This is a genomic window from Saccharopolyspora sp. ID03-671, from assembly GCF_045278815.1.
GTDB lineage: Bacteria > Actinomycetota > Actinomycetes > Mycobacteriales > Pseudonocardiaceae > Saccharopolyspora > Saccharopolyspora ipomoeae.
In genome coordinates this window covers 5,872,431-5,892,362 of the sequence record NZ_CP134054.1, presented here as the reverse complement: position 1 = coordinate 5,892,362, position 19,932 = coordinate 5,872,431, and the positions used below count along the sequence as shown (strand labels likewise).

18 protein-coding genes are annotated in these 19,932 nt (G+C 71.2%); 6 read left to right on the top strand and 12 right to left on the bottom strand.

What is annotated here, in order from left to right:
• Nucleotides 1-119: 119 nt before the first annotated feature.
• The 5 genes from REH65_RS27310 to REH65_RS27290 form a co-directional block, all read right to left on the bottom strand.
• Nucleotides 120-947: an enoyl-CoA hydratase/isomerase family protein gene (locus REH65_RS27310; RefSeq protein ID WP_406689677.1), complete on the bottom strand. Its 828-nt coding sequence runs from the start codon at nucleotides 945-947 to the stop codon at nucleotides 120-122.
• A 49-nt stretch (nucleotides 948-996) separates the two neighbouring features.
• Nucleotides 997-1,206, bottom strand: a complete 210-nt coding sequence (locus tag REH65_RS27305) for a helix-turn-helix domain-containing protein (RefSeq protein WP_093260265.1) — start codon at nucleotides 1,204-1,206, stop codon at nucleotides 997-999.
• Between the two features lie 187 nt (nucleotides 1,207-1,393).
• Nucleotides 1,394-3,022, bottom strand: coding sequence for an ABC-F family ATP-binding cassette domain-containing protein (locus REH65_RS27300; protein ID WP_281453684.1), 1,629 nt, complete (start codon nucleotides 3,020-3,022; stop codon nucleotides 1,394-1,396).
• 185 nt (nucleotides 3,023-3,207) lie between these two features.
• Complete coding sequence (locus tag REH65_RS27295) at nucleotides 3,208-3,882, bottom strand: acVLRF1 family peptidyl-tRNA hydrolase (protein ID WP_406689676.1); 675 nt, start codon at nucleotides 3,880-3,882, stop codon at nucleotides 3,208-3,210.
• Entirely contained in the window at nucleotides 3,879-5,390 is a 1,512-nt protein-coding gene (locus REH65_RS27290) for a deoxyguanosinetriphosphate triphosphohydrolase family protein (protein ID WP_406689675.1), read from the bottom strand. Before REH65_RS27290 ends, REH65_RS27295 begins: the two co-directional genes overlap by 4 nt.
• Nucleotides 5,391-5,452: 62 nt before the next feature.
• Here REH65_RS27290 and REH65_RS27285 point away from each other — a divergent pair, with 62 nt between their 5' ends.
• Nucleotides 5,453-6,649, top strand: a complete 1,197-nt coding sequence (locus tag REH65_RS27285; RefSeq protein ID WP_281453686.1) for a lycopene cyclase family protein — start codon at nucleotides 5,453-5,455, stop codon at nucleotides 6,647-6,649.
• 332 nt (nucleotides 6,650-6,981) lie between these two features.
• On the top strand, nucleotides 6,982-8,835 hold the full coding sequence (locus REH65_RS27280; protein WP_406689674.1) for a GGDEF domain-containing protein: 1,854 nt from the start codon (nucleotides 6,982-6,984) through the stop codon (nucleotides 8,833-8,835).
• A 139-nt stretch (nucleotides 8,836-8,974) separates the two neighbouring features.
• Here the strand turns inward: REH65_RS27280 and REH65_RS27275 are convergent, their stop codons facing one another.
• The 7 genes from REH65_RS27275 to REH65_RS27245 are packed head-to-tail and all read right to left on the bottom strand — an operon-like array spanning nucleotide 8,975 to nucleotide 15,451.
• Nucleotides 8,975-9,376, bottom strand: coding sequence for a metal-sulfur cluster assembly factor (locus REH65_RS27275; protein ID WP_281453688.1), 402 nt, complete (start codon nucleotides 9,374-9,376; stop codon nucleotides 8,975-8,977).
• A gap of 31 nt (nucleotides 9,377-9,407) precedes the next feature.
• Nucleotides 9,408-9,848 (bottom strand): Fe-S cluster assembly sulfur transfer protein SufU, encoded by a 441-nt coding sequence (sufU, locus tag REH65_RS27270; RefSeq protein ID WP_093417153.1) that lies wholly within the window; start codon nucleotides 9,846-9,848, stop codon nucleotides 9,408-9,410.
• 20 nt (nucleotides 9,849-9,868) lie between these two features.
• Complete coding sequence (locus REH65_RS27265) at nucleotides 9,869-11,167, bottom strand: cysteine desulfurase (RefSeq protein ID WP_281453689.1); 1,299 nt, start codon at nucleotides 11,165-11,167, stop codon at nucleotides 9,869-9,871.
• A complete protein-coding gene (gene sufC / locus REH65_RS27260) occupies nucleotides 11,164-11,937 on the bottom strand; it encodes a Fe-S cluster assembly ATPase SufC (RefSeq protein ID WP_281453690.1) in 774 nt (257 codons plus the stop codon). The genes REH65_RS27265 and sufC overlap by 4 nt, the downstream gene beginning before the upstream one ends.
• Nucleotides 11,938-11,991: 54 nt before the next feature.
• Nucleotides 11,992-13,173, bottom strand: coding sequence for a Fe-S cluster assembly protein SufD (gene sufD, locus REH65_RS27255; RefSeq protein ID WP_406689673.1), 1,182 nt, complete (start codon nucleotides 13,171-13,173; stop codon nucleotides 11,992-11,994).
• A 2-nt stretch (nucleotides 13,174-13,175) separates the two neighbouring features.
• Nucleotides 13,176-14,633 carry a Fe-S cluster assembly protein SufB gene (sufB, locus tag REH65_RS27250; RefSeq protein WP_281453692.1) on the bottom strand — a complete coding sequence of 486 codons (1,458 nt, stop codon included), beginning with the start codon at nucleotides 14,631-14,633 and terminating at the stop codon, nucleotides 13,176-13,178.
• Nucleotides 14,630-15,451, bottom strand: a complete 822-nt coding sequence (locus REH65_RS27245; protein ID WP_281453693.1) for a metalloregulator ArsR/SmtB family transcription factor — start codon at nucleotides 15,449-15,451, stop codon at nucleotides 14,630-14,632. The genes sufB and REH65_RS27245 overlap by 4 nt, the downstream gene beginning before the upstream one ends.
• An 86-nt stretch (nucleotides 15,452-15,537) precedes the next feature.
• On the opposite strand from REH65_RS27245, the gene mptB reads away from it, so the two are divergent.
• The 4 genes from mptB (at nucleotide 15,538) to REH65_RS27225 (ending at nucleotide 19,901) form a co-directional block, all read left to right on the top strand.
• A complete protein-coding gene (gene mptB / locus REH65_RS27240; RefSeq protein WP_406689672.1) occupies nucleotides 15,538-17,115 on the top strand; it encodes a polyprenol phosphomannose-dependent alpha 1,6 mannosyltransferase MptB in 1,578 nt (525 codons plus the stop codon).
• 11 nt (nucleotides 17,116-17,126) lie between these two features.
• On the top strand, nucleotides 17,127-18,059 hold the full coding sequence (locus REH65_RS27235; RefSeq protein ID WP_281453695.1) for an ABC transporter ATP-binding protein: 933 nt from the start codon (nucleotides 17,127-17,129) through the stop codon (nucleotides 18,057-18,059).
• Nucleotides 18,056-18,847 (top strand): ABC transporter permease, encoded by a 792-nt coding sequence (locus tag REH65_RS27230; protein WP_406689671.1) that lies wholly within the window; start codon nucleotides 18,056-18,058, stop codon nucleotides 18,845-18,847. The genes REH65_RS27235 and REH65_RS27230 overlap by 4 nt, the downstream gene beginning before the upstream one ends.
• 208 nt (nucleotides 18,848-19,055) lie before the next feature.
• Entirely contained in the window at nucleotides 19,056-19,901 is an 846-nt protein-coding gene (locus tag REH65_RS27225; RefSeq protein WP_406689670.1) for an SCO6745 family protein, read from the top strand.
• Nucleotides 19,902-19,932 lie beyond the last annotated feature (31 nt).

Sequence of the window (19,932 nt, the reverse complement as noted above, 5' to 3'; positions counted from 1 at the left end):
GGGAGTCGTGAAATGGGCGACGGAGCCGCTGCTCCAGGTGTGGGACTCGGCCCGAACCACCGCCGAGCCGATCGGGTTCCGCTACCGGCACCGCCGAGCAACCACAGCGGCAGTCCGTATTAGCAGCGGTTGATCATCACTGGAGGGCGCCGAGCTGCTGGGCCAGCTCGGTGATGCGGCGCAGCTGGGCCGCGCGTTCGGCCGCGAGCTGCTGCTCGGGATCGACGGCCTCGTCCGCCAGGGCCAGCAGCGACAGCGTTTCGCGCACCGCGCCCTCCGGTGGCGCCGTCACCGCCTCGACGAGTCCGTCGACCGCCGCGTCCAGCTGGTCGGGTTCCACGACCCGGTTGGCCAGGCCGATCCAGCGCCTCCTCCGCGGTGACCTCCCTCCCGGTCACGCAGATGTCCACGGCGCGCGCGTACCCGACGGCGCGCACCAGCGGCAGCGTGCCGCCGAGATCGGGCACCAGCCCGAGACCGGTCTCGGCCATCCGCAGCCGCGCGTCGTCGGCCAGCACCCGCAGGTCGCAGGCCAGCGCGAGTTGGAACCCGGCGCCGATCGCATGCCCCTGAACGGCGGCGATCGTGACCCTGTCAGGCTCGCGCAACCAGCTGAACGCCTGCTGGTAGCCGCCGATCTCGGCGTCGGACTGCTCGGTGGGGCGCTCGGCCAGCGCCGCCAGACCCGGAGCGCCGTCAGCCCCGTCGGGGCTGAACATCCTCCGGTCCAGACCGGCCGAGAACGCCCGACCGGCCCCGCGCAGCACGACGACCCGGATCTCCGCACCCAGCGACCGGCCGATCTCCCGCAACGCCTGCCAGGTGTGCGGGGTTTGCGCGTTGAGCTTGTCCGGGCGGTCCAGCGTGATGGTGGCACGCCGCCCGTGGATCGTGAGCCCCACACCGCCACGATCCAACAGGCCGGCGTCCACTACCGACTCCGCCAAGCGGACCTCCACTGCTGACGGCACGACCGGAGCCGGTCGGCCGCCGAGTTCACTTCTTCTTGGACCGGGTCGCCCCGCCGCGGCCACGCAACTGCACGCCTGATTCGCTCAGGACCCGGTGCACGAAGCCGTAGGACCGGCCGGTCGACTCCGCCAGTGCGCGGATGCTCGCCCCCTTCTCGTACTTCTTTCTCAGATCACTGGCCAGCTTGTCGCGCGCGCTTCCCGTAATGCGCGCGCCCTTCTTCAGCTCAGCCACGGTGTCCCCGCCTTCCCTCTGAGCAGGTCGGGCCTCGCGACCCCTGTCAGCGCAATGATCGAACAGGAAAGGCCCGAACGCCAGGCGATCATGGAAAAAGATCGGCCATCGGTCGAGATGTGGGCGCGGCGATCACCGGAATGCACTAATCCATCCGTAGTAGCGACCCGGCGGGGTGCACGGAGCGCTACGCCAACTGGACCAAGTCCAGGTAATCGGCCGACCAGTGGTCCTCGGTGCCATCCGGCAACAGGATGACCCGTTCGGGCTCCAGCGCTTCCACCGCGCCCGGGTCGTGGGTGACCAGCACGACGGCGCCGGTGAAGTTGCGCAGCGCGTCGAGGACCTGCTCGCGGCTGGCCGGGTCGAGGTTGTTCGTCGGCTCGTCCAGCAGCAGCACGTTGGCCTGGCTGGAGACCAGCCCGGCCAGCGCCAGCCGGGTCTTCTCACCGCCGGAGAGCGTGCCCGCAGGCTGCTGCAGCTGCTCGCCCTGGAACAGGAACGTGCCCAGCAGGTTGCGCAACTGCTGCTCGGGGGCGTCCGGTGCGGCGGTGCGGACGTTCTCCCAGACCGTGGCGTCGTGGTCGAGCGTCTCGTGCTCCTGCGCGAAGTACCCGATGCGCAAGCCGTGACCTGGGACGACACCGCCGGAATCCGGGGTCTCCTGGCTGCCGAGCAGCCGCAGCAGGGTCGTCTTGCCCGCACCGTTGAGGCCGAGCACCACGACCTTGGAGCCCCGGTCGATGGCCAGGTCGACGCCGCTGAAGATCTCCAGCGAGCCGTAGGACTTGGACAGGCCGTCGGCGGTGAGCGGGGTCTTGCCGCAGGGCGCCGGGTCCGGGAAGCGGATCTTGGCGACCTTCTCCGCCGCCTGCTCGGTCTCGGCCGAGGCCAGCAGCTTCTCGGCGCGCTTGGCCATGTTCTGCGCGGCGACGGCCTTGGTGGCCTTGGCGCGCATCTTGTCGGCCTGGGTCATCAGCGCCGAGGCCTTCTTCTCGGCGTTGGCGCGCTCGCGGCGGCGGCGCTTCTCGTCGGCGGCGCGGGCGTCCTGGTAGCGGGTCCAGTCCATGTTGTAGACGTCGGCCTCGCCGCGGATCGCGTCGAGGAACCACACCTTGTTGACCACCGCCGACAGCAGGTCGATGTCGTGGCTGATGACCACCAGACCGCCGTCGTGGTTCTTCAGGAAGTCGCGCAGCCAGCTGATCGAGTCGGCGTCGAGGTGGTTCGTCGGCTCGTCCAGCAGCAGCGTCGTCGCCGACCGGCCGCCCGGACCGGCCTCGGAGGCGGCGAACAGGATCCGGGCCAGCTCGACGCGGCGGCGCTGACCGCCGGAGAGCGTGCTCAGCGGCTGGTTGAGCACCCGGTCCGGCAGGCCCAGGTTGCTGCAGATCCGCCCGGCCTCGCTCTCGGCGGCGTACCCGCCGCGGGCGCCGAAGCGCTCCTCCAAGCGGCCGTAGCGGTTGATGGCCTTGTCCCGCTCGCGGTCGTCGACGAGCTCGGCCATCGCGGTCTGCGCCTTCTCCATGTCGCGGACCAGCTGGTCGAGGCCGCGGGCGGAGAGCACGCGGTCCTTGGCGGTGACGGTCAGGTCGCCCTCGCGCGGGTCCTGCGGCAGGTAGCCGACCTCGCCGCGGCTGGTCACGTCACCCGCGTGCGGCTGGCCCTCGCCAGCGAGGACCTTGAGCGTGGTGGTCTTGCCCGCGCCGTTGCGGCCGACCAGGCCGATCCGGTCGCCGGGCTGGACGCGCAGGGTGGCGTCGGAGAGCAGGATGCGGGAACCGGCGCGCAGTTCCAGGCCGGTGGCTGAGATCAAGGAGAACTCCGGGGACGAGGTGGTCTGCGTGGCATGAGTGCGCCCACCGGCGAGAACGGGTGGGCGTGCGGGGCGCGGGTGCTAATCGACGCGCGGGGTGGCGCGGGAACGCACCAGGAATCGCTTGCTGACCACGTCCTCAACTGTACCGGTCGGGATCCAGCGAATTTCCGCTGCGGTGGAGATCACCCCGCGTCGCGGATCTCGATCTCGACCGCGACGGCCCGCCGGGCGGCGTCGTCGAGGACCGCGTGGCGGGGTTCGGGGACGTCGAGAACCCGCTGCTCGGCGCGGTCCAGCAGGCCGGTCAGCCTGCGGTCCTCGCGCAGCGCCCGCAGCGCCTTGTGGTCGCCGCCGAGGACGAGGCCGTCGAGCTCTCCCGCCACCGGCAGCAGCGTCCGGGCCACGGCGTCGGCGGCCGAGGCCAGCGAGCGGGCCGACTGGCCCTCGCGGCGGCGGGCGAAGCGCTGCTGCGACCAGCCGCCCGCCTTGTTCCGGCCGTGCACCAGGTGCCGGTCGGTGCTGGAGGACTCCACCACCCCGTCCACCGCGACGCCGACGCTGTGCGCGCCGAGCCGGACCAGCACCAGGCCGATCCGGCGGGTCGCCGAGACGTGCTCGACCAGCGACGACACCGCGAGACCGGGCTGCTCGCCGTGCGGTTCCGGGAGTTCCCCGAAGGGCACGGCGACGGTCGCCGTCGCGCCGTCCCCGGCGGTGACCAGCACCTGCCGCGGTCGCAGCAGGGTCGTGGCGGCGCCGTCGTGCTTGGCCGCGAAGCGCTCGAACCAGCCCTGGACGCGGTCCGGCGCCACTTCCACGGCGCGGCCGCCGCCCGCGAGCTCCCGGACCCGGCTCATAGGACGAACGTGTCGTTCCACAGCTGCGTGGTGCGGCCCGAGAGGGCCTCCAGCAGCGCGGCGGCCTGGTCGTCGGTGAGCGAGGCGACGAAGTCGATCACCGCGCGGCCCCGGGCCAGCGTCGAGACCGCGACGCCCTCGGGCAGCAGCGCGGCGGGCAGCTCGTCGAACTCCTGGCGTGCCAGGTCCAGCAGGTCGCGCAGCCGGTGCGGGGCCACCTCGGCCTCGTCGACCAGCCACCCGTCGAGGGCCTCGACCAGGTTGCTGATCAGCCGGTCCTGCCCGCGCTGGTGCAGCGCCAGGTCGGGGCGCTGCAGCACGAAGTGGCGGTGCACGAACTTGAGCACCTGCACCTCGTGCCACTGGTCCGGCTTCAGCGACACGTGCCCCGAGCGCGGTTCGATCTCGGTCTCGACCCGGACGCCCTCGACCAGCCGCCGGGTCCAGTCGCCGGAGAAGCGCACCACGGTCTGCTCGGCCTGCTGGGAGCGGTCGAAGGGCCTTTCGAGGAGGTTGATCGCCAGGTCCGTGCGCACCTTCTTCACCGCGGCGGCGAACGCCTCGTCGTCGGCGATCCAGTCGTCCTTGTCGTGCAACCGGCGGCGCAGCAGCTCCAGCGACGCGCCGGGCCGCGGATCGCCGGGGCGAACCTCGTCCTCGGCGGCGAACTCCACGCAGCGGCCCAGCCACTCCTGCAGCTCGTGGTGCACGGTCGTGAACTGCAGGATGCCGACTCGGTGGAAGTCCTCCAGGTCGTGGATCGCGTAGGCGATGTCGTCGGCGGTGTCCATCACCGAGGCCTCGACGGTCTGCTGCCACTCGGGGACGGTCTTGTCGAACGGGGTCCGCGCGTCCACGAGGTCGTCGAGCTCGGTGCTGTAGGCGGAGAACTTCGCCGCCCCGGTGCCCGGCAGCTCCGCCGGTTCCGAGGCGCCGCGCGGCAGCCGCTCGGGCTCGTGCGGCACCGCCGAGTGCCGCGTCCACGGGTACTTCAGCAGCGCGGCGCGGACGGCTGCGGTCAGGTCCAGCCCGTTGCCCTCGGTGCCGCGCACGTCGATGCGGGTCACCACGCGGTAGGTCTGGGCGTTGCCCTCGAAGCCGTCCGGCAGCGCGAAGCGCTCCCGCGCCAGCCGGTCCAGCACGCTCTCCCCCAGGTGCCCGAACGGCGGGTGCCCGAGGTCGTGGCCGAGTCCAGCCGCCTCGACGACGTCGAGATCGAGGCCGCCGAGCTCCTCGACCTTGGCGCGGCTGACCGGATCGGCCAGCAGCCGCTCGGCGATGGCGCGCGCGACCTGGGCGACCTTGAGGCTGTGGGTGAGGCGGTTGTGCAGCAGCAGGCCGGACCCGGACGGGCTGACGACCTGGGTGACCCCGCCGAGCCGGGCGAAGAACGCCGAGGCCGAGATCCGGTCGCGGTCGGCGCGGAACGGGCTCGCGGCCAGGTCACCGGGCATGGTGCGCCCGGTGCTGTCGCTGCGGCGGGCGGCGCGTGCTGGCACTTGCTGCATGCGCCTCACGTTATCGGGCAGCCACCCCGCGCCGCCCCCGGCGGGCGTGATCGAATGTTCGGGTGGCGGATGTCGTGGTGGTGGGCGCCGGACCTGCGGGTCGGGCGGCCGCCTCGGCCTGCAGCGATGCCGGGATGACCGTGGCGCTGGTGGATCCGGCGCCGCGCAGCGGCTGGGCGAGCACCTTCGGCTCCTGGGCCGACGAGCTGCCGCCCGACGTGGCGGCGTCCTCGACGGTGATGGACCGGATGCGGCTGCGCGGCACCGGCGATCACGTGTGGCACCGGCCGTACGCGGTGCTGGACAACACCGCGCTGTGGAAGCACCTGTGGCGCGGGGACATCACCGAGATCACCGGCCGCGCCGTGGCCGCCGAGCACGGTCCGACCGGTTCGACCGTGGTCCTCAAGGACGGCAGGCGGCTGGCCGCCGGGGTGGTCGTCGACGCGACCGGACCCGCGCGCACGCTCTGCGGCGGGCGTCCCGCGCACCCGCCCGCGCAGCAGACCGCGGTCGGCTGGGTCGTCGACTCCGCCACCGCCGAGCCGCTGTGCGGCCCCGGCGAGGGCGTGTTCATGGACTGGCGCTCGGCGCCGCGCACCAGGGGCGGCTGGCCGACGTTCCTCTACGCGGTGCGGCTGGGCGCGGACCGCGTGCTGCTGGAGGAGACCTCCCTGGCGCGCCGCCCGGCCCTGCCGCTGGCGCTGCTGCGCCGCAGGCTCGCCGGGCGGCTGACCGACGCCGGGATCGACCCGGAGGCGCGGCTGGACGAGGAGCGGGTGCGGTTCCCGGTCGACGATCCGCTGCCCCGCCCGGGACGCGTGGTGCCCTTCGGCGCCGCGGCCGGGTTCGTGCACCCGGCCAGCGGGTTCAGCGTGGCGCGGGCGTTGCGCTCGGCGCCGTGGCTGGCGGCGGCGCTCAGCGGCGGCCTCACCACCGGGCCCGCCACCGCCGCGCGGGCGGGCTGGCAGGTGCTGTGGCCGACGGAGGCGATGACCGCGCACGTGCTGCGGATGCGGTCGCTGCGCGCGCTGCTGTCGCTGCCGCCGGAGCTGGTGCCGGAGTTCTTCGAGGCGTTCTTCGCGCTGCCCGAGCCGCACCGGGTGGAGTTCCTGGCCGGCGAGGGCACCTCGACGGGCACGGCCCGCGCCATGTCGGCCCTCTTCGCGCGCGTACCGTGGAGCATCCGCCGTCGCCTCGTGCTGGGCGGGATGTCGCTGGGGCATCCGGCCGCGCGGCACGGACTCGGCGGAAGTTGATCTCGTCGTTATTCACCAGCACGAAAAGCGGTGAATTGTCATCCGCTTCTCGGGTTGCGACGTGAGAATCACAACGCGGGTTTTTCGAGTCGCCCAATTCATTGAACGTTCACGCAGCGTGCAAGGCGCTACCCGATAGGCTTTGCCCGTCGTCCACGCAGGGTGACCGAGTCGATTCGAAATGGTGTGCCGCGTGCGGAGCGGGCTTCGCCCGACTGATGTTCCACCCTGCTCAAGCACGCTAAGTTGGTCGACGGGAATGGCGGCGCTCCGCCGACGAGGAGGAGCTGAGATGTCGGTGAACAGATCGTGAACACGGTCGCTGGAGAAGCATGAGTCGCGGCAACATCGACTCCGTGCTCGCGCTGGTGGACGAAGTGCGCTTCGCGTTCCAGCCATTGATCAACATCAAGACCGGTGCCATCGTCGCGATAGAGGCGTTGGCCAGACCGGCGGGCGCGCACGTCCAGGACCTGTTCCGGGAAGCGGCGCGGCTGCGACGGCTCACCGAACTCGATGTGGACTTGGCGGTCAAGGCGGTGCAGGCGGCCGCGGACCACGAATCGCTGCTCCCGCTGCACCTCAACCTCTTCGGCGGCACCGTCGTGCACGACCGCGAGCGGCTGGAGCTGCTGCGCGAGAAGCTGCGCGAGGTCGGCAGGCGCGAGCACGAGGTCACCCTGGAGATCGGTCCGCCGTTCGGCCGGATCGACACCGACCAGCTGCTGGAGAGCATCGGCAAGCTGCGCTCGGACGGCTTCCAGATCGCCCTCGACGGGGTCGGCGAGGGCGACGTGCCGCTGACCCTCATCGGCGACATCGGGCCCGCCACCATCAAGCTCGACCGCGCCGTCGTGCACGGCCTGCCCGACGACCCGGCGCGCGCCGCCGTCGTCGAGTCCGTGCGGCACCTGTGCGAGTCCACCGACAGCCTGCTGGTCGCCGAGGGCGTCGAGAGCGACCGCCAGCTCAACTCGCTGCGCCGCAACGGCGTCCGCCTCGTGCAGGGCAACCTGCTGGCACCGGCCGGGCGCAGGCCGCCCACGGCCAGCACCGTGCCCGGCGTGGCCGCCGAGGTCACCGACCCGCACGCGCCGTCGATCAACACCATCGCCAGCGGCCCGCGCGTCACCGAGTTCCTCTCCCCCGCGACGATGCTGTCCATCGACGCCACCGCCGACAAGGTCCGCGAGGTGCTGGCCGACCACACCGAGATCAGCGGCGTCGTGCTGGTCGACGAGCACAACCGCCCGCAGCACACCATCGACCGCAACCGCTTCCTGCTCGCCGTCACCGGCCCCTACGGGCACGCGCTGCACGCCAAGCGCCCCGCCTCGCGGCTGGCCGACGATCCGCGCGTGGTCACCACCGCCACCACGGCGATGGAGGCCCTGAGCATGGTCACCGGCTCCGACCAGTACCGGATGTACGACGACGCGATCGTGGTCGACGAGGCCGGTCGCTGCCTGGGCGCGGTCCGGGCGGGCGACCTGATCCGCGGCATGGCGGAGATGAAGGTCGAGGAGGCCGCCGCGCTCAACCCGCTGACCCGGCTGCCGGGCAGCGACGCCATCGCCCGCGACGTGGCCCGGCGCATCGCCGCCGAGGAGATCTTCGCGGTGAGCTGGCTGGACATCGACGGGTTCAAGTCGGTCAACGACAACGCCGGGTTCTCCGCGGGCGACGACCTGATCCGCTCGATCGGCCGCGGGCTCACCGACGCCGCGGCCTCGCTGTCGTCGGTGCAGGTCGGCCACGTCGGCGGCGACGACTTCCTGCTGGTCTCCGACCTCGACGACCTCGTGCCGCTGGCCGACGCGGTGCTGGGCACCACCCGCACCGTCGGCGACACCGAGGTCACGCTGTCGCTGGCGACGCTGGTGTGCACCACGCAGACGGTCGCCGACTACGACGAGGCCTCCAGCAAGCTCGCCCCGCTCAAGGGCTCCGCGAAGCAGCTCACCGGCTCCAGCTGGGTGATGTCGAGACCGGGCTCGGACCGGGTCGAAGTCCTCCGGGGCCACGTCGCGGGAGCGTCCCCGGCACCCCCGCCGCCGGCCGGAGCCCCGCCGATGTTCCCCCCTCAAGCACCCCCGCCGCCTCCGGCGTACCCGCCGCCCCCGGCATCCCCGCCCCACGGCTTCCCCACCCAAGACCCGGAGCAGATGCACCACGAGCGGTTCTGAGCAGCGCAGAAGCCCCCGGCTCCCAAAGAGGGAACCGGGGGCTTCTGCGTTGCCAGGGGACGGTTCCAGTCCGAATCACCCGTGATCAAAGTCCGTTTTGCCCGGTCGATTCGAGGAAGAACCGTCCTCGCTGAAGTCCTCAGACGGTGAAGCCGAGGGCCCTGAGCTGCTCGCGGCCCTCCTCGGTGATCTTCTCCGGGCCCCACGGGGGCATCCAAACCCAGTTGATCCGGAAGTCGGAGACGATGCCACCGCCCGGTCCGCCGGTGAGGGCGGCGCGGGCCTGGTCCTCGATGACGTCGGTCAGCGGGCACGCCGCCGAGGTCAGCGTCATGTCCACCGTGGCGGAGTTGTCCTGCTCGACCCGCACGTCGTAGACCAGACCGAGGTCCACCACGTTGATGCCCAGCTCCGGGTCGACGACGTCGCGGAGAGCTTCCTCGACGTCCTCCAGCTTGGCGACCTCGGCGGCCGGGGCGGCCTGCTCGGGCAGGGCGTCGGCAGTGCGCGCCTCGTCCTGCACCTGGGTCTCGTCGCTCACTTTGCCTCCTGAAAGTCTGTTGGCACCGGACTCACGCGCGGGAGACGGCGTCCTTGAACGCCATCCAGCCCAGGAGCGCGCACTTGACGCGCATCGGGTACTTCGCGACGCCCGCGAAGGCGATGGCGTCCTCCAGCACGTCCTCGTCGGGTTCGACCTTGCCGCGGCCGTGCATCAGCTCGCTGAAGGCGGCCTCGGTCTCCAGGGCCTCCTTGAGCGGCTTGCCGACGACGAGGTCGGTCAGCACCGACACCGCCGCCTGGCTGATCGAGCACCCCTGCCCCGCGTACGAGACGTCCTCGACCTTCGCGCTCTCGCCCTCGCCGGTCAACCGGACCCGCAGCGTCACCTCGTCCCCGCAGGTCGGGTTGACCTGGAAGGACTCGGCGTCGAACGGCTCCCGCAGTCCGTGCCGGTGCGGGTTGCGGTAGTGGTCCAGGATGATCTCCTGGTACATCTGCTCAAGCTGCATGTGCGCCAGTCCTCGGCGGTTCAGGCGACGCCGAAGAAGCGCTGCGCCTCGCGCACCGCGTCCACCAGCGCCTTGACCTCGTCCAGTTCGTTGTACAGGTAGAACGACGCGCGAACGGTCGCCGGAATTCCCATCCGCCGGTGCAGCGGCCAGGCGCAGTGGTGTCCCACCCGGACCTCCACGCCCTGATCGTCGAGCACCTGGCCGGCGTCGTGCGGGTGCACGCCGTCGATCACGAAGGACACGGCGCCACCGCGGTTCTCGGTGCTGGTGGGGCCGATGATGCGCACGCCCTCGATCGCGCCGAGCTCGCGCAGCGCGGTCTCGGTGAGCGCGTGCTCGTGGGCGGCGACCCGGTCCATGCCCACCTCGGTGAGGTAGTCCACGGCCGCGCCGAGCCCGACGACCTGCGAGGTCATCGGCACGCCCGCCTCGAACCGCTGCGGCGGCGGGGCGAACGTGGAGCGCTCCATGTGCACGAGCTCGATCATCGAGCCGCCGCTGATGAACGGCGGCATCCCGTCGAGCAGCTCGCGGCGCCCGTAGAGCACGCCGACACCGGACGGGCCGAGCATCTTGTGCCCGGAGAACACCGCGAAGTCCACGCCCATCGCCTTGAAGTCCACCGGCGCGTGCGGCACCGACTGGCAGGCGTCGAGCACGGTCAGCGCACCCACCTCGTGGGCGCGGCGGATGATCTCCTCGCCGGTGTTGACGGTGCCCAGCACGTTGGACTGGTGGGTGAAGGCCACGACCTTCGCCCGCTCGGAGATCACCGAGGCCACGTCGGAGGTGTCCAACCGGCCCTCGTCGGTGACGCCGAACCAGCGCAGCGTGGCACCGGTGCGCTCGCACAGCTGCTGCCACGGCACGAGGTTCGCGTGGTGCTCCATCTCGGTCACCACGACCTCGTCGCCGGGGCCGAGGCGGAAGCGCTCGGCTTCCGCCCCGGCCGTCGCGGCGTTGCTCATGGCGTAGGCGACGAGATTCACGCCCTCGGTGGCGTTCTTGGTGAACACCACCTCGTCATCCCCGACGCCGACGAAGCGCGCGATGCGTTCCCGCGCGCCCTCGTAGGCGTCCGTGGCCTCCTCGGCCAGCTGGTGCGCGCCGCGGTGCACGGCGGCGTTGGAGGTCTCCAGGAAGGAGCGCTCCGCGTCGAGCACCTGGCGCGGCCGCTGCGAGGTCGCCCCGGAGTCGAGGTAGACCAGGCGTTTGCCGTCGCGGATGGTGCGCCCGAGGATCGGGAAGTCCGCGCGGACAGCCGCGACATCGAGTGGGGTGCTCGCACCAGTGGTGCGAGGAGGCTGCTGGGTCATGACTGGGCGGCCGCCTCCTTCTTGCCGGTGAACCGCACGTAGCCGTTGGCCTCGAGCTCGTCGGCGAGCTCGGCACCGCCGGTCTCGACGACCTTGCCGTCGGCGAAGACGTGCACGCGGTCCGGGGTGATGTGCCGGAGGATCCGGGTGTAGTGGGTGATCAGCAGAACGCCCTTGTCACCCTTCTCCTTGAAGCGGTTGACGCCGTCGGAGACGACGCGCAGGGCGTCGACGTCCAGGCCGGAGTCGGTCTCGTCGAGCACCGCGAACTTCGGGTTCAGCAGGTCCAGCTGCAGGATCTCGTGGCGCTTCTTCTCACCGCCGGAGAAGCCCTCGTTGACGCTGCGCTCGGAGAAGGACGGGTCGATGTCCAGGTCGGACATCGCCTGCTTGACCTCCTTGACCCAGTGCCGGATCTGCGGGGCCTCGCCGCGCACGGCGGTGGCCGCGGTGCGCAGGAAGTTCGACATCGACACGCCCGGCACCTCGACCGGGTACTGCATGGCGAGGAACAGGCCCGCGCGGGCGCGCTCGTCGACCGACATCTCCAGGACGTCCTCGCCGTCGAGCAGCACCGTGCCCGAGTCGATCTGGTACTTGGGGTGACCGGCCAGCGCGTAGGCCAGGGTCGACTTGCCGGAGCCGTTGGGGCCCATGATGGCGTGGATCTGACCGGAATCGATGGTCAGGTTGACGCCCTTGAGGATCGGCTTGGCGCCTTCCTCGGTGAGGACCGAACCGTGCAGGTCCTTGATCTCCAGGGTGGCCATTTCTTCTCGTTCTCCTGGTGTGGTGGTACCGAAGGTCTGGGAATCGACGTGGCGTCAGACGCCGACGACGGCGAGCTCTTCCTCGATCTCGGCCTCCAGGCGCTCGCGCACCTCGGGGACGTTGATCTTCTGCAGCAGCTCGCCGAAGAAGCCGCGCACGACCAGGCGGCGGGCCTGGTCCTGCGGGATGCCGCGGGCCTGCAGGTAGAACAGCTGCTCGTCGTCGAACCGGCCGGTGGCGCTGGCGTGGCCGGCTCCCTCGATCTCGCCGGTCTCGATCTCCAGGTTCGGGACCGAGTCGGCCCGCGCACCTTCGGTCAGCACCAGGTTGCGGTTGAGCTCGTAGGTGTCGGTGCCCTCGGCCGCGGCCTGGATCAGCACGTCGCCGATCCACACCGAGTGGGCCGAGTCGCCCTGCAGCGCGCCCTTGTACAGGACGTTGCTGCGGCAGTTGGGCACGTTGTGGTCGACCAGCATGCGGTGTTCGAGGTGCTGGCCGGCGTCGGCGAAGTAGAGGCCGAGCAGCTCGGCGTCGCCGCCCTTGTCCGCGTAGTTGACCGTGGTGTTCACGCGCACCAGGTCGCCGCCGAGGGTGACGGCGAAGTGGCGGAACACCGAGTCGCGGCCGAGGGTGGCGTGCTCGGAGCTGACCTGCGTGGCGTCGTCGGCGAAGTCGTGGATGGACACGACCCGCAGCTGGGCGCCGTCGGCGACGACGAACTCGACGTTGTCGCCGATGGTGCCGGAGCCGCGGTAGTCGAGGACCACGACGGCCTCGGCGAACTGCTCCGCGTGGATCTGCAGGTGGCCGAAGGCGACCTGGTCCGCGCCGGGGCCGTCGATGGTGACGGTGATCGGCCCCTCGGGCTTGGTCTCCTTGGGCACGGTGACCACGGTGGCCTCGGTGAAGGAGCTCCACGCCTGGGCCGCGACGCGGTCGGCGGGCACGCCGCCCTGGCCGATGCGCGCGTCGTCGCGACCCACGGTCTCCACGGTCGCCTCACCGGTGACCGCGACCTTGATGCTGCCGGTCGCGGTGGCGGAGCCGTCGTGCAGGCCCTTCAGGCGCTTGAGCGGGGTGAACCGCCAGTCCTCCTCGCGACCGCCCGGGACCTCGAAGGCCTCGACGTCGTAGGAGCGGAAGCGCTCCCCGCGGGAGGCCTGCGGAACGACAGGCCCCCCGTGGGAGTGCTCGGTCAGCCCGTGCTGCTGGGCGTCGGTTTCGGTGGTGCTCATCGTTAGCCGACGGCCCCTTCCATCTGCAGTTCGATCAGTCGGTTCAGTTCCAGCGCGTACTCCATCGGCAGCTCGCGCGCGATGGGCTCGACGAAGCCGCGGACGATCATGGCCATCGCCTCGTCCTCGGTCAGACCGCGCTGCATCAGGTAGAACAGCTGGTCATCGCTGACCTTGGACACCGTCGCCTCGTGGCCCATGGTCACGTCGTCGACGCGCACGTCCACGTAGGGGTAGGTGTCGGAGCGGCTGATGGTGTCGACCAGCAGCGCGTCGCACTTCACGTTCGACGAGGAGTGGTGGGCGCGCTTGGCGACCTTGACCAGACCCCGGTACGAGGTGCGGCCACCACCGCGGGCGATCGACTTGGAGACGATCGTCGAGGAGGTGTGCGGCGCCAGGTGCTCCATCTTCGCGCCGGCGTCCTGGTGCTGGCCCTCGCCGGCGAAGGCGACGGACAGGACCTCGCCCTTGGCGTGCTCGCCCATCAGGAACACCGAGGGGTACTTCATGGTGACCTTGGAGCCGAGGTTGCCGTCGACCCACTCCATGGTGGCGCCCTCTTCGGCCTTGGCCCGCTTGGTCACCAGGTTGTAGACGTTGTTCGACCAGTTCTGGATCGTCGTGTAGCGGCAGCGGCCGCCCTTCTTCACGATGATCTCCACGACGGCCGAGTGCAGCGAGTCGCTGGAGTAGATCGGCGCGGTGCAGCCCTCGACGTAGTGCACGTAGGCGCCCTCGTCGACGATGATCAGCGTCCGCTCGAACTGGCCCATGTTCTCGGTGTTGATCCGGAAGTAGGCCTGCAGCGGGATGTCGACGTGCACGCCCGGCGGCACGTAGATGAAGGAGCCACCCGACCACACGGCGGTGTTGAGCGCGGAGAACTTGTTGTCACCGGCCGGGATGACCGAGCCGAAGTACTCCTTGAAGATCTCCGGGTGCTCGCGCAGCGCCGTGTCGGTGTCCAGGAACAGGACGCCCTGGGCCTCCAGGTCCTCGCGGATCTGGTGGTAGACGACCTCGGACTCGTACTGCGCGGCGACACCCGCGACCAGCCGCTGCTTCTCCGCCTCCGGGATGCCCAGCTTGTCGTAGGTGTTCTTGATGTCCTCGGGCAGGTCTTCCCAGGTCTGGGCCTGCTCCTCGGTGGAGCGCACGAAGTACTTGATGTTGTCGAAGTCGATGCCCGACAGGTCCGCACCCCAGTTGGGCATGGGCTTGCGGTCGAAGAGCTTGAGCGCCTTCATGCGCGTCTCGAGCATCCACTCGGGCTCGCTCTTCTTGTCCGAGATGTCGCGCACGACGTCCTCGGACAGACCGCGCTTGGCGGCCGCGCCCGCGACGTCGGTGTCAGCCCAGCCGTATTCGTAGTTGCCCAGCGTCGCCAGGGTTTCTTCCTGGGTGAGCTGACCATCGGATGCGGTGGTGGGATTGCGCTGCTCCGCAGCGGCAGTCATACGGACTCCCCTCCAGCAGGAATCGGGGCGGTGTTCTGCCGGTCCTTCGGGACCGAACCGGCAGAGGTCTGTTCGGAATCCGGATCGTGCTGATCCGGATCCGTCAACCGCGCGGTTGGTACGTGCGTGGTGCAGGCCGCATCACCGTTCGCGATCGTGGCCAGCCGCTGCACGTGGGTGCCGAGGACTTCGGCGAACGCCGCCGTCTCGGCTTCGCACAGCTGCGGGAAGTCCGCAGCGACGTGCGCCACCGGGCAGTGGTGTTGGCAGAGCTGCTCGCCGCTTCCGACGCTGCGCGCCGAGGCAGCGTAGCCCTCCCGGGAGAGCGCGTCGGCGAGTACCTCCGCGCGCTCGGCCGGGGTCCGAGCGGCCACGAGGGCGTCCCGGTGGTTGGCCACCAGAGCGGCCATCCTCCGTTCCGCGAACTCGCGCACCGCCTGTTCCCCTTCGTGTTCGGCGATGAACCGCAGCGCCGCCACCGCGAGGTCGTCGTAGGCGTGTCCGAACCTCGCCCTGCCCGGCTCGGTGAGCAGGTAGAGCTTGGCGGGTCGGCCACGGCCCCGACGGCCGCGCGGAGAGGACTCCCGGGTGTAGGCCTCGCCCTCGGCGACCAGCACGTCCAAGTGCCGGCGCACCGCGGTGGGACTGACCCCGAGTTCGTCGGCCACCGCAGCAGCGGTGATCGGCCCCCGTTCCAGCAGCAACCGCGCAACCGTGTGACGGGTCCGGCCGTCGCCTTGCGCAGCCGTGCCGGACTGGCCCGCAGGGCCCGTCTCGGCGGCGGCTGCGGTCGGCTGCGACGTCCCGACCTTTTTCACAACACGAATGTTACCTATTTCGATCGCACGCACCAGGGGCACGGGGCGGACACGTGATCTGACTCACCCCATTACGCTGCGGAGCCGTGGCTGCAGGCGAAACGACGGACCAGACGATGCTGCTCCCCGGGTCGGAGGCACCCGAGCGGACCAGCACGGAGCCGCTCGATCACGCCGAGCGGAGGCAGCTCGACCACATCCGCCGCTTCGGCACCACCGGATCGCTGATCCTGGCCGCCGGGGCGTTCGGAGCCGGGGCCAACCCGGTCATCAACCCGATCTACGGCGCCCGGTTCCTCGGCCTGCTCAGCCGGATGCCCACCGTGGCGATGGCGATCTGCTGGCTCGGCATGCTCATGATCGTCGCAGCCTGGCTGTGGCTCGGACTGCTGTGCAGACCCGGCCGCGAGCGCGTCCTCGGCGTCGGCCAGCTCGCCCGCACCGCCGCCATGTGGGCGCTGCCGCTGGCCCTGTGCCCACCGCTGTTCAGCACCGACATGTACAGCTACCTCGCGCAGAGCGAGGTCGCCGCGCGCGGCTTCAACCCCTACCTGGTCAGCCCGCTCATCGGACTCGGCGTCGACCACCCCTTCACCAGCAACGTGCCCAACATCTGGCGCGACACCCCGTCCCCGTACGGGCCGCTGTTCCTGATGTTCGGCCAGCTCATCTCCCGCATCATCGGCGACAACGTGATCTTCGGCGTGCTGATCTGGCGGCTGGTCATGCTCTGCGGCCTTGCGCTGGCGATCTGGGCGATCCCCCGCCTCGCCCGCCGCTGCGGCGTGCACCCGGCCGCCGCGCTGTGGCTCAGCGTCGCCAACCCGATCGTGCTGTTCCACGTCATCAGCGGCATGCACAACGAGGCCCTGATGGTCGGCATCATGCTCGCCGCCATCGAGCTGGGCCTGCGCCACCAGACCACGCCCGGCACCATCGCCGCCGGCGTGCTGCTGACCATCGCCGGGGCGATCAAACCGCCGGGCTGGATCGCGCTCGGATTCTTCGGGATCTGCCTGGTGGTGATCCGCGGCGGGCGCTGGCGCGAGCTGTTCCGCGTCGGCGCGCTGCTCGGCGCCGTGTTCCTGGCCACCATGACGGTGATCACCGTCGGCAGCGGCTGGGGCCTGGGCTGGATCGACACCTTCGACGTGCCCAACCGGGTCAAGACGTTCATGGCCCCGCTGACCGCGTTCGGCATGACCGGCGGCGGGATCTCCACGCTGCTGGGCCTGGGCAACCAGACCGACGCGATGCTGGTCATCACCAAGCTCATCGGCTACGTGATCGTGGCCGCGGTGTGCCTGTGGATGCTGTGGCTGTCCTTCCGCGGCCGCGTACAGCCGCTGGTCGCGATGGGCGCCACCTACCTCACGCTCGCGCTGGCCGTGCCCGTGCTGTGGCCCTGGTACCTGCTGTGGTCGGTGGTGCCGCTGGCCCTGTCGACCAACAACTCCCGCTTCCGCCACACCGCCACCGCGATCTGCGCCGCGGTGTCCCTGCTCATCCCGCCCACCGGCGCCGGATTCGTGCTGCGCGCGTACCAGATCCCGCTCGCCGTGATCGCCGCGATCATCGCCTTCGCGATCACGGTGGCGCTGGTGAGGCACCGGATGCCCGCCATCCGGCCCACCCTCGGCCGAGTGCGCCAGGTCAAGCAATAGGCTGTGAATCCGTGAGCAACGAGAGTCCGGCCGTCCTGCTGCGCGGGCTGGAGAAGCGCTTCGGGGACACCACCGCGGTCGCCGGCCTCGACCTGAGCCTGCCGCGCGGCAGCGTCCTGGCGCTGCTGGGGCCCAACGGCGCGGGCAAGACCACCACCGTGGAGATCTGCGAGGGCTTCCAGCGCCCCGATCGCGGCGAGGTCCGCGTCCTGGGCCTCGACCCGCACTCCCAGGGCGAGCAGCTGCGCCCGCGCATCGGCGTCATGCCCCAGGGCGGCGGCGCCTACCCGGGCGTGCGCACCGAGGAGATGCTGCACCTCGTCGCCGCCTGCACCGCCGACCCGCTCGACCCGGCCTGGCTGCTGGAGGTGCTCGGCCTGGAATCGGTGCGCCGGACCTCCTACAAGCGGCTCTCCGGCGGCCAGCAGCAGCGGCTGTCGCTGGCCTGCGCCCTGGTCGGCCGCCCCGAGCTGGTGTTCCTCGACGAACCCACCGCCGGGCTCGACCCGCAGGCCCGCCGCCTGGTGTGGGAGCTGGTCGCCGCGCTGCGCCGCGACGGCGTGAGCGTGCTGCTGACCACGCACCTGATGGACGAGGCCGAGGCGCTGGCCGACCGGGTCGTCATCGTCGACCACGGCCGCGCGGTCGCCGACGGCACCGCCGAGGAGCTCACCGCACCGGCCGACGGCAAGCAGGAGCTGCGGTTCCGCTCGCAGACCGGCCTGGACCTGGACCTGCTGCTGGCCGCGCTGCCCGAGGGCTACAAGGCCGACGAGCTGCGCCCCGGCGACTACGTGGTGCGCGGCGAGATCAACCCGCAGGTGGTCTCCACGGTGACCGCCTGGTGCGCCCAGCACAGCGTGCTGGCCCAGGAGCTGCGGGTGACCCGCCGCAGCCTGGAGGACGTCTTCCTGGACCTGACCGGACGGGAGCTTCGATCGTGACCGCCGAGCTCGGTGACCGGTTCCCCGCCGGAACCTTCTCCCCCGCTCCCGGACGGGGCCGCGCGCTGCGGATGCTGGCCGCGCAGACCCGCATCGAGACGCTGCTGATCGTCCGGCACGGCGAGCAGGCCCTGCTGACGCTGATCATCCCGATCGCGCTGCTCATCGGCATGAGCACCGTCCACATCGGCGACCTGCCCGAGCCCCGGGTGAACTCGGTGATGCCGCGCATCCTGGCGCTGGCCGTGATGTCCACGGCGTTCACCGGCCAGGCCATCGCGCTCGGTTTCGACCGCCGCTACGGCGTCCTCAAGCGCCTGTCGGCGACCGCCCTGCCGCGCTGGACGCTCATCTCCGGCCGGGTGCTGGCGACGCTGCTGGTGGTGGCGCTGCAGGCGTTGGTGCTGAGCGTGACGGCGCTGTTCCTCGGCTGGTCCCCGGCCCTGTCCGGGCTGCTGCCCGGCGTCGTCCTGCTGGTCCTGGGCACGCTGGTGTTCGGCGCGGCCGGTGTCCTGGTCGGAGGGGCGCTGCGCCCGGAGATCATCCTGGCGCTGGCCAACGCGATCTGGTTCGTCCTGCTGCTCGCCGGAGGCCTCGCCCTCCCGGCCGCCGACCTGCCGGGCGCGCTGGCCGACATCGCCGGCTTCCTGCCCTCGGGCGCGCTGGCCGAAGCCCTCGACGCCGTCCTCGTCCAGAGCTCGCTGCCGGGCGCCCAGCCGATCCTCGTCCTGCTCGCCTGGGGCGTCGCCTGCGGAGCCACCGCGGTCCGCACCACTCGCCTGACTTGACGTCAGGCGAGCACCGCAGGTGCTTCCTCCTCACCCCACCTGAGCAACCCGCACCGCCGCGGGTTCTCAGACGTCTTCCGGGGAGGACAGCCGACGTGTCGTGTATTGGCATACACAAGCCTCGGATCCCGGAGCCAGAAGGCGTCTGAGGTTCCGCTTCCCGCACCGCCAAGCAACAAGACCACAGGCATCCTTTTAAGCTGCGGGCATGACCAAGATCGCTCGCCAGGCGAAGGCCGCGTTAGAACTGTTCCACTCGATGATCTACTTCGCGCCGGAGGCCGAAGACCGGTTCACCAAGCTGGGTCTCAAGCCCGGGCGGATGAGCTACTACGCGGGCCGGTCGGCCGCGATGGGTCCGGTGGGTCCGGGCGTGGTGGCCGCGACCTTCTACAACTTCAACCCCGTGTCGGTCGCCAAGTCGATCCCGGCCGCCTGGGACATCGCCTCCCCCGCGCAGGTCCTGGACGCGCGGCTGGACGCCGTCGACGCGGCGCTGCACCGGCTGCTGGGTGACGAGGTGCTGGCCTCCGACGACGTCGCCGAGGCCGCCGAACTCGCGCGCATCGCCTCCGACGGCTGCCTGCCGGAGGGCAAGCCGCTCTACGCCGGGCACGCCGACCTGGACTGGCCCGAGGTGCCGCACCTGAAGCTGTGGCACGCGCTGACGCTGCTGCGCGAGTTCCGCGGCGACGGCCACATCGCCGCCCTGCAGGACGCCGGGATCTCCGGCATCCAGTCGCTGGTCCTGCACAGCACCATGCGCGGCGGGTTCACCCCGGAGGCCGCGCGCACCCTGCGCGAGTGGTCCGAGCAGGAGTGGGCGGAGGCGACCGAGCAGCTGGCCGCGCGCGGCCTGGTCACCGCCGACGGCGAGCTCACCGACGCGGGCAAGGACTTCCGCGAGGTCATCGAGGTGCGCACCGACGAGATCGCGATGCCCCCGTGGCGGCACCTCGGCGAGGAGCGCACCGCTTCCCTCATCGGCAAGGGCGGCAAGCTCAGCAAGGCCCTCGTCGAGGCGGGGGCGCTGCCGATGAACCTCTTCTCGTGACCGAGTCGTCACCTGCGTGACCTGCGGGCGG